The following is a 13,351-nucleotide window of genomic DNA, read 5'->3' on the forward strand; positions in this document are numbered from 1 at the left end:
CCTGCGGGCGGCGTCGGTCGCGTCGGGCAGCGCGCGGCCTGTGTTCGGTGCAACTCGTCCATGCGGTTTCCGGCTTCTCCCCTGCGACGACTGTAAACGCGGCCCAGGGCCGTGCCTAGCCCGCGTCCGCCATACCCAGGTAACGATCCTTCAGGCGCACGTAGTGCTGGGCGCTGTATTGCAGCTGTTCGATCTCGCGCTCACTCAACTTGCGCGCTAAACGTGCCGGATTGCCCAGCCACAGCTCGCCCTCGCCGACCGTCTTGCCGGGCGCGATCACCGCGCCCGCGCCGACGAAGCCGAAACGCTGCACGGTCGCGCCGTCGAGGATCTTGGCGCCCATGCCGATCAGGGCGAATTCCTCGATCCGGCAGGCGTGCACGATCGCGCCGTGGCCGATGGTGACGTCGTTGGCGATCAGGGTGGGCAGCCCGCCCGGGCGCGTGAACGGCCCCTCGTGGGTGACGTGGACGATGGTGCCGTCCTGGATGTTGGTGCGCGCGCCGATGCGGATGAAGTTCACATCGCCGCGCACCACGCAGCCGGGCCAGATCGACACATCGTCGCCCAGGGCGACCTGGCCGATGACGGTGGCGGCGGGATCGACGTAGACGCGCTCGCCGAGTTCGGGGGTGTGCTCAAGATAGGGACGCAGGCTCATGCCCGGATTGTAAGCCGCGCGCGCCGACGCCATGGCCACGGCTGGGCGCAAGCGCGGTCGTTTCAACGCTTGCCGTCGCGCGATGCTGGCTGCGCGTGCGGGCGAACACGCACGCATCGATGGCCATGGCGGCGCAGGCCGACCTGGCCGCGCGCGCGTCCGTTCCGGCACGCATCGGCGCCGGCGCTCGCGCGCCCGGCCGATCCCGGCACCGTGCCGGCCCCGGCGCCAAGGACGGCCGCGTCGCCCCCCACGCCTGGCCTGTTCCGCCCCACCGGCGACGCCCCCTGGCGCCCCCGGCGCGACTACACTGCGGCGTATGGACATCACCGCCGACACCACCCCCAGCGAACTGGCCGCCACCCGCGAGCGTCTGCGCTCGGCCTGGCGCGCGCGCAAGCCCGACTACGCCCAGCGCCGCGCCGACCTGCTGCGCCTGCGCGACGCGTTTCGGGCCCGGGTGACGGAAATGGACGCGGCGATCCAAGCCGATTTCGGCCACCGCTCCAGCCACGAGAACCTGCTGTCGGAGGCCATGATCACCCTGGCCGAGATCGACCACGCGATCGGCCACCTGCGCCGCTGGATGCGCCCGCGCCGGGCCGCGGTGGGCTGGCGTTTCTGGCCCGCGCGCGCCGAGATCCGGCCCGAGCCGGTCGGCGTGGTCGGCATCCTGTCGCCGTGGAACTACCCGGTGAACCTGGCCCTGGTGCCGCTGGTGTCGGCGATCGCGGCGGGCAACCACGTCTATCTGAAGCCCTCCGAACACACCCCGCGCACCAGCGCCTACCTGCGCGAGCTGCTGGCCGAGGTGTTCCCGGCCGACCGCGTCGCGGTGGCGATGGGCGGCGCCGAAGTCGGCGCGGCGTTCTCGGCCCTGCCCTTCGACCACCTGCTGTTCACCGGCTCGACCGCGGTCGGGCGCAAGGTCATGGCCGCGGCCGCGCCCAACCTGACCCCGGTCACCCTGGAGCTAGGCGGCAAGGCGCCGGCGGTGATCTGCGACGATTTCCCGATCGAACTGGCGGCCTCGCGCATCGCCAGCGGCAAATGGTTCAACGCCGGCCAGACCTGCATCGGCGTGGACTACGTGCTGGTCGACGCGGCCCGCCGCGACGCCCTGGTCGCCGCGCTGCAGGCCGAACTGCGCAGGCGCTACGGCCAACTGGACGCGCCCCAGGACTACACCCGCATCATCAACGACAGCCAGTACGCGCGCCTGCGCGGCTACCTCGACGACGCGCGCGCACGCGGCCTGCAGGTGATCGAACCCTTCGCGATCGATCCGGACACCGCCGCGCGCGAACGCCTGTTCGCGCCGACCCTGGTGATCGAACCCGGCGCCGACGCCCAGGTCATGCAGCACGAGATCTTCGGCCCGATCCTGCCGGTGCTGTCCTACCGCAACCTGGACGAAGCGATCGCGCGCATCAACGCCCTGGACCGGCCGCTGGCGCTGTACCCGTTTGGCTACGACCGCGCCCAGGTCGAGCGCATCCTCGGCCAGACCCTGGCCGGCGGCGTCACCGTCAACGACACCCTGCTGCACTTCGGCGCCCACGACCTGCCCTTCGGCGGCATCGGCCCCAGCGGCATCGGCGCGATCCACGGCCGCAACGGCTTCGACACCTTCAGCAAGCTGCTGCCGGTGTTCCGCCAGCGCCGCATGGCCGCCAGCGACTGGCTCAAGCCGCCGTACACCGGAAAGATCGACCGCCTGATCCGCTTGCTGTCCAAGTGAGCCGGCGCCGGCGCGCAAGCCCGGCACAGGCCAAAACGCGGCGGCCGTGGTTACACTCGCGGCCATGAAAATCGTCAGCTGGAACGTCAACTCGCTCAACGTGCGCATGCCGCACCTGGAAACCTGGCTGGGCCTGCGCGCGCCGGACGTGGTCGCGCTGCAGGAAACCAAGCTGGAGGACCACCGCTTCCCCGACACCGAGCTGTCGGCGCTGGGCTACCGCAGCGTATTCGCGGGGCAGAAGACCTACAACGGCGTGGCCATCCTCTCGCGCGAACCGGCGCAAGACGTGCAGATCGGCGTGCCCGGCCTGGACGACGAACAAAAGCGCGTGATCGCGGCCACCGTCGGCGACGTGCGCATCGTCAACCTGTACGTGGTCAACGGCCAGGACGTGGGCACCGACAAGTACGCCTACAAGCTGCGCTGGCTGGACGCGGTCCACGCCTGGCTGGCCGAGGAACTGCGCGCGCATCCGCAGCTGGTGGTGCTGGGCGATTTCAACATCGCCCCCGACGAGCGCGACGTGTACGACCCGGCAGTGTGGAACGAGACGCACATACTCACCTCCACCGCCGAACGCGACGCCCTGCAGCGCCTGTACGCGCTGGGCCTGCACGACAGCTACCGCATGCACCACGATGCCGCCGGCGAATTCAGCTGGTGGGACTACCGCCAGGCGGCGTTCCGCCGCAACCTCGGCCTGCGCATCGACCTGGCCCTGATTTCCGACGCCTTGCGCGCCCGCTGCACCGGCGCCGGCATCGACCGCGAACCCCGCACTTGGGAGCGCCCCAGCGATCACGCGCCGGCTTGGGTGGAGTTGGGCTGAGCGAGGCTGAAGTAAGCCTGGAGCAATGAGAAACGAGCGAGACCGCCTCGGTCCTTCGACGTAGACGCAAGCGGGCTCAATCCCGCAGTCGAATCTCCGACCGCCACATCGGGTTAAAGCTCCGCGCGCAGCAAGATCAGGCAGACGCCGTTGCAGTTGCCCCGGCATTGGAATCCATTGCAACGCACTCGCCGATCAGCCGTAGACCCGAAGGGCGGCGCGCAGGACGCGCGCCGTTTTTCGATAGGACAAGGATGTCCTATCGAAAAATCCCGGCGCACGCACCGAACTCGCAAGGGAGGGTTGGTCACGCTAGCCCTTCTCTTTGGTTACTTTCTCTTGGGCTAGCAAGAGAAAGTGACCCGCATGCGCAGCAGGCGGACTCCCCAACCCGCCCGGCCAGCAGGCATAGCCTGCCGGCGTTCAGCCGCGCACGAACCTGCGGTTCGTAAGCTGCGCGGCTTCACCCTTTTTCAAAGGAGGGGGCTAAGAGCAAGAGCCTACTGGCGTTCAGCGACGCACGAGCCTGTGGCTAGTAAGCAACACGGCTCCACGTCCGCCCGGCCCATAAAAAAAAGCCCGGCATCGCCGGGCTTTTTCGTCGAACATGGAGCGGATCAGCGCACGCGGCCGCGCCGGAACAAATTGACGATGCCCAACAGCACGATCGCGCCCACCAGCGAAAGCAGCAGCCCGTTGAGGCTGAAATTGCCGTCGTTGATGTCGCCCGCGCCCAGACCCAGCAAACCGCCCAGCCAACCACCGAGGAAGGCGCCGACGATGCCGACGATCACGTTCAGGAAAATGCCCTGCTGGCCGTCGGTTTTCATGATCATGCTTGCGAGCCAACCGATAACGCCGCCTACGACCAACCAAATAATGATGCCCATCATGATGCTGTCTCCTGTCCGTTCCAATGACGCCCGATACGCATTCGCACCGACGAATACGCAGCCTCTGCCGCCTCGGGACGCAGGCAGTCTGGGCGTGGCTTCGTGACGGAGATGTCAGCGCAGACCCGGTGCGCTTCACGCAACGTAGACACGCCGCGCGCGAATTCACAGCGCTGACTCAGCCGGCGTCGCCCTGCAGCAATCGCAGCAGGCGATCGCGCGGCAGCTTGCCGGTTTCGTTGCGCGGCAAGGCCTCGACGATGCGCAGCGGGCGCGGCAGAAAGACCGGATCGATGCTCGCGCGCAGCGCGTGCAGGATGCCGGCTTCGTCCAGGGTGGGCGCGACCGCGAGCGCCGCGATCCGGCGCACCGCGCCCTCGGCGGCGTCGAGTTGGAACACCACGCCGTCCTCCACGCCCTCGATCGCGAGCAGCTTGCGGGTGAGATCGCCCAGCGAGGCGCGCTTGCCGGCGATCTCCAGCAGATCCGCGCTGCGCCCGCGCAACACGAAGCGGCCGTCGGCGCCGACTTCCATCAGATCGGCCAGCACCACCGGCTCGGGCAGATGCGGGGCGTACACCGCGGTGCCGTCGGGCTGCGGCAACACGCGCACGCCAGGCAGCGGTGTCCAAGCCAATTCATGCGCGGTGCGGCGGCGCGCGATCACGCAGGTTTCGGTGGAACCGAACACTTCGCGGACCTCGCAGCCGTAGCGCGTTTCCGCGGCCAGGGCCAGATCCTGCGCCAGCGGCGCGGTGGCCGAAACGATGCCGGCCAGCGGCGGCAGCGCGATGCCGGATTCGACCAGCGCGCGCAGGTGCACGGGCGTGGTCACCAGCAAGGGCGGCGCCGGTGCGTCGGCCAGGGCCTGGGCGACATCGCTGGGGAAGAACGGCCGCGCCGCATGCACCGCGATCGGCCCCAGCAGCGGCAGCAGCACCGACATCTCCATGCCGTACATATGCTGCGGCGGCACGGTCGCGACCAGCGGGGTAACCCGGTTCGGCGCGAGCAGGTTGGCCAGCGCGGCCAGGTTCTGCGCGGTGCTGGCGCGGAACGCACGCCAGGTCTTGGGATTGGGTTTGGGCTGGCCGGTGCTGCCGGAAGTGAAACCGATCGCGACCAGCGCGTCGTTCGCTATCGTCGGCGGCGCGCCCTCGGCCTGCGCCAGGGTCTCGGGCAGGCGCCAGTACTGCGGCGGCGGCGGATCCAGGGCGATGTCGCCCAGGCAATAACTGTCGGCGTGCTGGGCGAGCGCGTCGCCGATCACCGCCGGCGCGCGCGAGGACGGCAGCAGCGTGGTCTGCCCGCGCAGCGCGGCCGCGCAGAACGCGACCAGGAAGCGGTAACGGTCCTCGCACAGATTGATCGCATAGCGCGCCGCCGGCAGCGCCGCGGCCAGCGCGCGCACCTCGCGTTCGAAACGCGACTGCGCGATCGCATCGTCGTGCGCGTACGCGAGCAGGCGCGCCTGCGCGCCGGCCACTAAGGCGACGCGCTCGCCGCCCGGTACCGCATCGTGATCAACAACTGCTGACATCGTTCGCCATTGGTTACTCCGGCCGCGCGCGCATGACCCGGCGCCGACGGCATCGGCCGCCTTCCCCTGAGCGCCGGCCCTACGGCCGCGGCATCGATCGCGGCCAGCGCCGCGTCCCCTGCTTTAGCTTACGCTGGCGCGCCGGCGTTCCGCCAAACGCCTCGTTCATGTCCCTGAGTTCGCCATGACTTCGCCCGATCCGCCTCCCATGCCGCGCTGGACCTGGCAGCCGCACACGCCCGGTCGCGCCGCCGAGGCGCAGGCGCGCCATTGGCTGGCCGCGCAATTGGGCACCAGCGCGCAGGCCCTGCCGCTGGTCCGCGACGGCCGCCAGCGCCCCACGTTGCAACCGCCGTACCAGGGCTGGGACTGCAACTGGAGCCACAGCGGCGACAGCCTGCTGATCGCCTTGACCGGGCAGGGCCGGGTCGGAGTCGATCTGGAACGGTTGCGCGCGCGGCCGCGCGCGCTGGCGGTGTCCGAACGCTACTTCACCGCCGCCGAGACCGCCTGGCTGGACGCCCAGGCCGAGCGCGACCGCGCCTTCCTGCGCCTGTGGTGCGCCAAGGAAGCGGTGCTCAAGGCGCACGGGCACGGGCTGTCCTTCGGCCTGCACCGGCTGCGCTTCGAGGAGCGCGCGGGCGCGCTGCGCCTGGTCGACAGCGACCCCGAATTGGGTGCGCCCGAGGAGTGGCGGCTGCAGGAACTGGCGCCCGCCGCGGGTTACGTCGGCGCGCTGGCCTGGCGCCCGCGCCCGGGCGCGCCCGCGGATTCCATCGGCGACCCGCGCTGAGCCCATCGCCGCCATCGGCGATACTGTCGCCAATGAACGCACCCGCTCCCCTTCCGCCCGGGCTCCGTCGCGAGCTCGAATCGGGCCTGTCCGCGCTGGCCCTGGATCCGGCCCTGGCCGCGCCGCTGCTGGACTACCTGGCCCTGCTCGCGCGCTGGAACCGCACCTACAACCTCACCGCCGTGCGCGACCCGCAGGAGATGGTGACCAAGCACCTGCTCGACTCGCTGGCCATGCATCGCTACGTCGATGCGATCGCCCAGCGCGGCGGGGCCTTGGCCGATCTGGGCACCGGCGCCGGCCTGCCCGGGATCCCGCTGGCGATCGTCAAGCCGGGGCTGCGCGTGACCCTGGTGGAGAGCGCCGGCAAGAAGGCGCGCTTCATGCGCGAAGCCCTGCGCACCCTGGGCCTGAAGGACGCACGCGTGGCCGAGTCGCGGATCGAGGCCTTCGACGAGCCCGGCGCCTACGACGCGATCACCGCGCGCGCGTTGGCGACCCTGCCGCTGATCCTGGAACTGGGCGGCCACCTGCTCAAGCCCGAGGGCGTGCTGCTGGCGATGAAGGGCGCCCACCCGGCCGACGAAATCGCCGCGCTGCCCGAGGGCTGGCGCGTGCGCGCCTCGCATCCGCTGGCCGTGCCTGGGCTGGACGCCGAGCGCCACCTGGTCGTGGTCGCCCGCGCCGGGGCCGGTCCCGATCCGGACACGAGCCCGGACGCGGACCCAATTCCCGCATGACGGAGCGCGAACGCGCCCCGTCCGGGCATAATCCCCAGTCCGACCGGCGCCCGGCGCCGAGCGGCCACTTTTCACAGCCCGTATAGCCAGGGGACGAGCCGCATGGCCCGCATCATCGCCGTCGCCAATCAGAAAGGCGGGGTCGGCAAGACCACCACCGCGGTCAACCTGGCCGCCGCGCTCGCGCGCACGCCCAAGCGCGTGCTGCTGGTCGATCTGGACCCGCAGGGCAACGCCACGATGGGCAGCGGCATCGACAAGCGCACGATCGAGGACTCGATCTGCGATGTGATGCTGGGCGAAGCCGACGCCGCTTCGATCCTGCTGCGCGCGCCGGAAGACTTCGACCTGCTGCCGGCCAACATCGAGCTGACCGCGGCCGAAATCCGCCTGATGGGCGAGGACGCGCGCGAGCAGCGTCTGAAGACCGCGCTGGCGCCGCTGCGCGCCAATTACGACTACATCCTGATCGACTGCCCGCCGGCGCTGTCGCTGCTCACGCTCAACGCGCTGACCGCGGCCGATTCGATCATCGTGCCGATGCAGTGCGAGTACTACGCGCTGGAAGGCATCAGCGCCCTGCTCGACACCATCAACGCGCTCAAGGCCAAGCTCAATCCGGAGCTGGAGATCGAAGGCGTGCTGCGCACCATGTTCGACGTGCGCAACAACCTGGCCAACGCGGTCTCGGCCGAGCTGACCAACCACTTCGGCGACCGCGTGTTCCGCACCATCGTGCCGCGCAACGTGCGCCTGGCCGAGGCGCCCAGCCACGGCCAGAGCATCGTCGGCTACGACAAGGCCAGCCGCGGCGGCATCGCCTATCTGGGCCTGGCCGGCGAAGTGCTGCGCCGCCAGCGCGAGCGCGAGCAGGCCGCCAAGACGGCGCAACGCGACCACAAGGAGACCGTGGCATGAGCGCGGCGAAGAAGCGCGGCCTCGGCCGCGGGCTGGAAGCCCTGCTCGGCCCGAAGGCGGCCGCCGAGGCGCCGATCCTGGAAGCCACCGAATCCGACGTGATGCGCAAGCTGCCGGTGGACGCGCTGATCGCCGGCAAGTACCAGCCGCGCAAGACCTGGGACCACGACAAGCTGGCCGAGCTGGCCGAGTCGATCAAGGCCCAGGGCGTGATCCAGCCGATCGTGGTGCGCGACATCGGCGGCAAGCGCTACGAAATCATCGCCGGCGAACGCCGCTGGCGCGCGACCCAACTGGCCGGGCTGACCGAAATTCCGGTGGTGATCCGCGAAGTCGACGACCGCACCGTGGTCGCGATGGCGCTGATCGAGAACATCCAGCGCGAGGACCTCAACCCGCTGGAAGAGGCCAACGCGCTGCAGCGCCTGATCGACGAATTCGACCTCACCCACGCCCAGGCCGCCGAAGCGGTGGGCCGTTCGCGGGTGGCGGTGTCCAACCTGCTGCGCCTGCTGGAACTGCCGGCCGAGATCCGGGTGCTGGTCGAGACCCGAGCCCTGGACATGGGCCACGCGCGCGCCCTGCTGACCCTGGCCCCGCAAGCCGCGATCGCGCTGGCGCGCCAGGCCGCCGAACTGGGCTGGTCGGTGCGCGACGTCGAACACCGCGTGCAGCAGCTGGCCGCCGGCAAGGTCCCGACCACGGGCAAACCCAAACCGGCCAAGGCCAAGCCGCAGGCCGACATCGCCACGCTCGAGCGCGAGCTGTCGGAATCGCTCAACACCCAGGTCAACGTGCTGCACGGCCGCGGCGGCAAGGGCCGCCTGGTGATCCATTACAGCGACCTGGACTCGCTGGACGGCGTGCTGGAAAAGCTGCGCGGCAAGGTCGAATGACGGATACGCAATGACGGACGCGCCGCGGCGCGGACCAGCCTCAGGGGGAGGCGGGGATGACGGACAAGAAGGCCGAGGTGGTCAGCCTCAGCGGTAGCCCGATCTACCACTACGATCAGGCGCCCGGGTGGGAACCGGTCCAGGGCGAGATCTGCCTGGAGCGGATTTCCGATCACATCGAAGCCCATCTGGGCCCGATCGGCAGCGTCTTCCACGAGCTGGTCTCGGACCTGGTCCACATCGACGTGCATTTCCTGTCGGCCAACGACGCCTACCCCTATACCCGGCTGGTGACCTCCGGCATGAGCGATCTGGCGATGACGGTGCCCGCCGGCTCCGACGCGCCGCGCCATCTGGAACTGATCGCGACCCTGCCGGCGGACTGGCGGCTGGATCAGGAATCGATGCAGGACGAACGCTGGTACTGGCCGGTGCGGCTGCTGAAGATGCTCGCGCGCTTTCCGCACAAGCAGCGCACCTGGCTGGGCTGGGGCCATTCCATCGCCAACGGCGATCCGCCCGAAGCCTACGCCGCCAACACGCGCCTGGATTCGGCGATCCTGCTGCCCTCGGTCACCGTGCCAGACGGCTTCCACCGCCTGCGCATCGACGAGGACAAGGAGATCCACTTTCTCGCCGTGGTGCCGCTGTACCCGGAGGAACGCGAACTCAAGCTGCGCAAGGGCACCGACGGCCTGCTGGACAAGTTCGCCGATCTCGACGACCTCATCGCCCCGAACCGGCGCAACGTCGCCAAAAAGCGCTTCGGTCTGTTCTGACGCGCAGGCGCGATAAGCTCGGGCTTCACGGCCGCCACGTTCCACCGCTTTAATCAACCGTACCCCACCGAAGGAGATGCATATGAAACGGATAGCCCTCGCGGCCCTGCTGCTGGCCCCGTCCCTGGCGTTCGCCCAAGCCGGCGCGAACTGCCCCACCCTCAACAACGCCGACCTGGCCTGGACCCAGCGCCAGGGCGACGACTACACCCTGTGCTACCTGGAGCTGCCTTCGGCGGTCGCCGCCGGCAAGGGCCTGGGCGTGTACCTGGGTACGCGCAGCTTCAAGCCCGAAAAGAACAACCGCGCCGAGAAGGGCACGGTCGGCACCCAGCAGGTGGTCTGGTACAAGAAGGCCAGCGCCACGCGTCCGTTCTCGCGCGAGGCGATCGTCGCGCTGCCGGGCGACAAGCCCAAGAGCAAGGTCCGGGTCTACGTCTGGATCGACGCGGCCAGCCAGGCCGAGCTCAACGAGGCTTTCGGCCTGGCCAAGCAGCTCGCGGTGAAGTGATCGCGCGCGGCGCGGCGGACTCCGGCGCAGGCGCGGAGTCTGCTGCGCTTCAGGCGCGGGCGGCCAAGCTGTCGCCCGCGCTGCGTCCAGGACGCGTGCGGCCGCCGATGCGCGCACGCGATTCCGACACGGGTTCGCGGACGCTGTCGAAACGGTAACCTCCGCCCGCGCATGCTTTCCGCCTCCGAACCCGTCACCATCGCCCCATGACCATCCTCGTCACCGGCGCCGCCGGTTTCATCGGCAGCTACGTCTGCCGCGCCCTGCGCGCCCGCGGCCAGGCCGTGGTCGGGCTGGACAACTACAACGACTACTACGACCCGCAGCTCAAGCGCGACCGCGTCGCCGCGCTGTGCGCGGACGTCGACATCCGCGTCCTCGACCTGGGCGACCGCGACGGCCTGGCTGCCTTGTTCGACGAGGTCGCGCCGACCCAGGTGATCCACCTGGCCGCGCAGGCCGGCGTGCGCTACTCGCTCACCCATCCGCACGCCTACGTCGACAGCAACCTGGTCGGCTTCGTGAACCTGTTGGAGCTGTGCCGCCACCGCGGCGTGCAGCATCTGGTCTACGCCAGCTCATCCTCGGTCTACGGCGATTCGGCGGTGGCGCCGTTCTCGGAAGACCAGCGCGTGGACCGGCCGCGTTCGCTGTACGCGGCCACCAAGGCCGCCAACGAGCTGATGGCGCACACCTACGCCCACCTCTACGGCCTGCACGCCACCGGCCTGCGCTTCTTCACCGTCTACGGCCCCTGGGGCCGCCCCGACATGGCGCCGCTGCTGTTCTCGCGCGCGGTGCTGGCGGGGCGCCCGATCGAGGTCTTCAACCACGGCCGCATGCGCCGCGACTTCACCTGGATCGACGACATCGTCGCCGGCGTGCTCGGCGCGCTCGCGCATCCGGCCCAGGACGATCCGCCGCACCGGGTGTTCAACCTGGGCAACCACACCCCGGTCGAGCTGGAGCATTTCATCGGCGTGATCGAGGCCGCGGCCGGCCAGGCGGCCGAAAAGGTCTACAAGCCGATGCAGCCGGGCGACATGGTCGAGACGATGGCCGATACTGCGCGCGCCAAGGCGGCGTTCGGGTTCGAGCCGACCACCTCGATCGAGACCGGGCTGCCGCAGGTGGTCGCCTGGTGCCGGGATTATTTCGGCGCCAGGGCCTGAACCCTCGCGGCGGCCCCGCCAGGACGCTTGCGCTCCCGCGCAGGCGCCGTACGCTCTTTCCACCCCTCCGCGCGAGGGGTTCGCACCGCCAATCCCGGCTCCGGTGAGCCGCGACGAGTCCGTTAGATGACCGCAAGCCACACGCCGCACCTGTCCGTCGTCGTCCCCGTGTTCAACGAGCAGGACAACGTCGCCCCGCTGATCCACGAGATCACCGCCGCGCTGCGCGGCCGCGCGCCCGAGGACGGCGGCGATTTCGAGATCGTCTACGTCGACGACCGTTCGCGCGACGGCACCCTGGACGCGCTGCGCGCGCTGAAGGCGCAGGTGCCCGAGCTGCGCGTGGTCCATCACGTCACCCAGAGCGGCCAGAGCACCGCGATCCGCAACGGCGTCAAGGCCGCGCGCGGGCGCTGGATCGCCACCCTGGACGGCGACGGCCAGAACGACCCGGCCGACATCCCCAAGCTGCTGGCCAAGCGCGCCGAATCGGCGCCCGATATCAAGCTGTTCGCGGGCTGGCGGGTGAACCGCCAGGACTCGGGCAGCAAGCGCTGGGCCTCGAAGTGGGCCAACGCGATCCGCAGCCGCATGCTGCGCGACGACACCCCCGACACCGGCTGCGGCATCAAGCTGTTCGAGCGCGAGGCCTTCCTCGATCTGCCGCACTTCAACCACATGCACCGCTACCTGCCGGCGCTGATGCAGCGCGCGGGCTGGAAGACGGTGAGCGTGCCGGTAAACCATCGCGCGCGCTCCACCGGTGTGTCCAAGTACAACAATCTCAACCGCGCGTTGGTCGGCATCAGCGACCTGCGCGGCGTCGCCTGGTTGATCAAGCGCGGCAAGGTCACCGCCACCGAAGAGGTCTGAGCCATATGGACTTCATGAATTCGCCGATCGAGTGGCTGGCCTGGACCGGCCTGCACATGTCGCCATGGAAGCTGATCGGCCTGACCGGCGCCTTCATGTTCGGCGGCCGCTGGCTGGTGCAGTTCGTGGCCAGCAAGCGCCACGGCAAGCCGGTGATCCCGCGCGCGTTCTGGTACATGAGCCTGGTCGGCAGCGCGATGACATTGAGCTACTTCGTGTTCTCGCAGAAGCAGGACTCGGTGGGCGTGATCCAGAACCTGTTCCCGGCCTTCACCGCCGCCTACAGCCTGTACCTGGACATCAAGCACCGCGGCTGGCACCGCGACCGCGCCGGGCACTGAGTTCGGCGAGCCCCGCCGGCGCGGGGGGCTTACGGCTTACCGCGCCATCGCGCGCCCCTCAGTCGTAGTGCTCGATCTCGTCCGGCATCCGGACCCAGGCGTGCCGGCGGACCTCGTAGACCGAGTGGCGCGGCGGCGGAAACCCCGGATCGGCGAAGGCGCCCACCGCGACCGAGATCGAGTCCGGCATCGACTGCGGCTCCCAGTACACGGTCGAGCCGCAGGCGGGGCAGAAGTGGAAGCGGGCCGTGGTGCCGCTGTCGCCGGTGCGCTCGAAACGCCCGGACTCGCCCTCCAGCCGCCGCACCCGCTCGCGCGGGTAGCGCGCCTGCACCGCGAACACGCTGCCGGTACGGCGCTGGCACTCCAGGCAGTGGCAGACCGAGATCCGCACCGGCTCGCCCTCGCAGGCCACGCGCAGCTGACCGCAGGAACAGGTGGCTAGACGGATCATGGGCGCCTCGGGTCGGTCTGGGAGGGGGCTACGGCGCAAAGATACCGCGACGGCCGGCCCGGACGCCCCTGCCCGGCGCCCAAGTGCTTGTCTGGGCTCGAATTTGCCGGCATAATGCGCGGCTCGCTGTGTCCGACCCACCCTTAGGGGCAGGTCCGAGCGGTTCCGGAAGCGCGATTCCGGCCGCCTCGATCGGCTGAGGTTTCC

General features: G+C 69.9%; 15 protein-coding genes. 11 read left to right on the forward strand and 4 right to left on the reverse strand.

The features are described 5' to 3' along the window. Positions 1-115 precede the first annotated feature (115 nt). Positions 116-661, reverse strand: a complete 546-nt coding sequence (locus ASE35_RS15250; RefSeq protein WP_056179821.1) for a gamma carbonic anhydrase family protein — start codon at positions 659-661, stop codon at positions 116-118. Positions 662-980: 319 nt separating this feature from the next. On the opposite strand from ASE35_RS15250, the gene ASE35_RS15255 reads away from it, so the two are divergent. Next, positions 981-2,402, forward strand: coding sequence for a coniferyl aldehyde dehydrogenase (locus ASE35_RS15255; protein WP_057164387.1), 1,422 nt, complete (start codon positions 981-983; stop codon positions 2,400-2,402). A gap of 64 nt (positions 2,403-2,466) precedes the next feature. Beyond that, complete coding sequence (xth, locus tag ASE35_RS15260) at positions 2,467-3,234, forward strand: exodeoxyribonuclease III (protein WP_057164388.1); 768 nt, start codon at positions 2,467-2,469, stop codon at positions 3,232-3,234. 617 nt (positions 3,235-3,851) lie between these two features. On the opposite strand, the gene ASE35_RS15265 is transcribed toward xth, so the two are convergent. Both ASE35_RS15265 and ASE35_RS15270 read right to left on the reverse strand, forming a co-directional pair. Beyond that, entirely contained in the window at positions 3,852-4,124 is a 273-nt protein-coding gene (locus ASE35_RS15265) for a GlsB/YeaQ/YmgE family stress response membrane protein (RefSeq protein ID WP_056179815.1), read from the reverse strand. A gap of 181 nt (positions 4,125-4,305) precedes the next feature. Then, complete coding sequence (locus ASE35_RS15270) at positions 4,306-5,667, reverse strand: AMP-binding protein (RefSeq protein ID WP_057164389.1); 1,362 nt, start codon at positions 5,665-5,667, stop codon at positions 4,306-4,308. 184 nt (positions 5,668-5,851) lie between these two features. On the opposite strand from ASE35_RS15270, the gene ASE35_RS15275 reads away from it, so the two are divergent. The 9 genes from ASE35_RS15275 to ASE35_RS15315 all read left to right on the forward strand — a co-directional run bounded on the left by ASE35_RS15275 (position 5,852) and on the right by ASE35_RS15315 (position 12,690). After that, positions 5,852-6,460: a 4'-phosphopantetheinyl transferase superfamily protein gene (locus ASE35_RS15275; protein ID WP_057164390.1), complete on the forward strand. Its 609-nt coding sequence runs from the start codon at positions 5,852-5,854 to the stop codon at positions 6,458-6,460. A 32-nt stretch (positions 6,461-6,492) separates the two neighbouring features. Further along, on the forward strand, positions 6,493-7,200 hold the full coding sequence (rsmG, locus tag ASE35_RS15280) for a 16S rRNA (guanine(527)-N(7))-methyltransferase RsmG (RefSeq protein ID WP_057164391.1): 708 nt from the start codon (positions 6,493-6,495) through the stop codon (positions 7,198-7,200). Between the two features lie 102 nt (positions 7,201-7,302). Next, positions 7,303-8,118 (forward strand): AAA family ATPase, encoded by an 816-nt coding sequence (locus ASE35_RS15285; RefSeq protein ID WP_056177725.1) that lies wholly within the window; start codon positions 7,303-7,305, stop codon positions 8,116-8,118. Beyond that, positions 8,115-9,014, forward strand: a complete 900-nt coding sequence (locus ASE35_RS15290) for a ParB/RepB/Spo0J family partition protein (RefSeq protein WP_056177723.1) — start codon at positions 8,115-8,117, stop codon at positions 9,012-9,014. Before ASE35_RS15285 ends, ASE35_RS15290 begins: the two co-directional genes overlap by 4 nt. Before the next feature lie 56 nt (positions 9,015-9,070). Then, positions 9,071-9,793: a suppressor of fused domain protein gene (locus ASE35_RS15295; RefSeq protein WP_056177722.1), complete on the forward strand. Its 723-nt coding sequence runs from the start codon at positions 9,071-9,073 to the stop codon at positions 9,791-9,793. Between the two features lie 82 nt (positions 9,794-9,875). Then, entirely contained in the window at positions 9,876-10,304 is a 429-nt protein-coding gene (locus tag ASE35_RS15300) for a hypothetical protein (protein ID WP_056177719.1), read from the forward strand. A gap of 206 nt (positions 10,305-10,510) precedes the next feature. Continuing rightward, the gene (locus ASE35_RS15305) at positions 10,511-11,476 is read left to right on the forward strand and encodes an NAD-dependent epimerase/dehydratase family protein (RefSeq protein ID WP_057164392.1); all 966 of its coding nucleotides are present in this window, start codon (positions 10,511-10,513) and stop codon (positions 11,474-11,476) included. Between the two features lie 126 nt (positions 11,477-11,602). Beyond that, positions 11,603-12,349: a glycosyltransferase family 2 protein gene (locus tag ASE35_RS15310; protein WP_056177715.1), complete on the forward strand. Its 747-nt coding sequence runs from the start codon at positions 11,603-11,605 to the stop codon at positions 12,347-12,349. A gap of 5 nt (positions 12,350-12,354) precedes the next feature. Beyond that, entirely contained in the window at positions 12,355-12,690 is a 336-nt protein-coding gene (locus tag ASE35_RS15315) for a lipid-A-disaccharide synthase N-terminal domain-containing protein (RefSeq protein WP_057164393.1), read from the forward strand. Positions 12,691-12,748: 58 nt separating this feature from the next. Here ASE35_RS15315 and ASE35_RS15320 read toward each other — a convergent pair whose 3' ends face one another. Next, entirely contained in the window at positions 12,749-13,144 is a 396-nt protein-coding gene (locus tag ASE35_RS15320; RefSeq protein ID WP_056177712.1) for a GFA family protein, read from the reverse strand. Between the last annotated feature and the right edge of the window lie 207 nt (positions 13,145-13,351).

It is taken from the genome of Lysobacter sp. Root916 (genome assembly GCF_001429785.1).
Classification (GTDB): Bacteria; Pseudomonadota; Gammaproteobacteria; order Xanthomonadales; family Xanthomonadaceae; genus Lysobacter.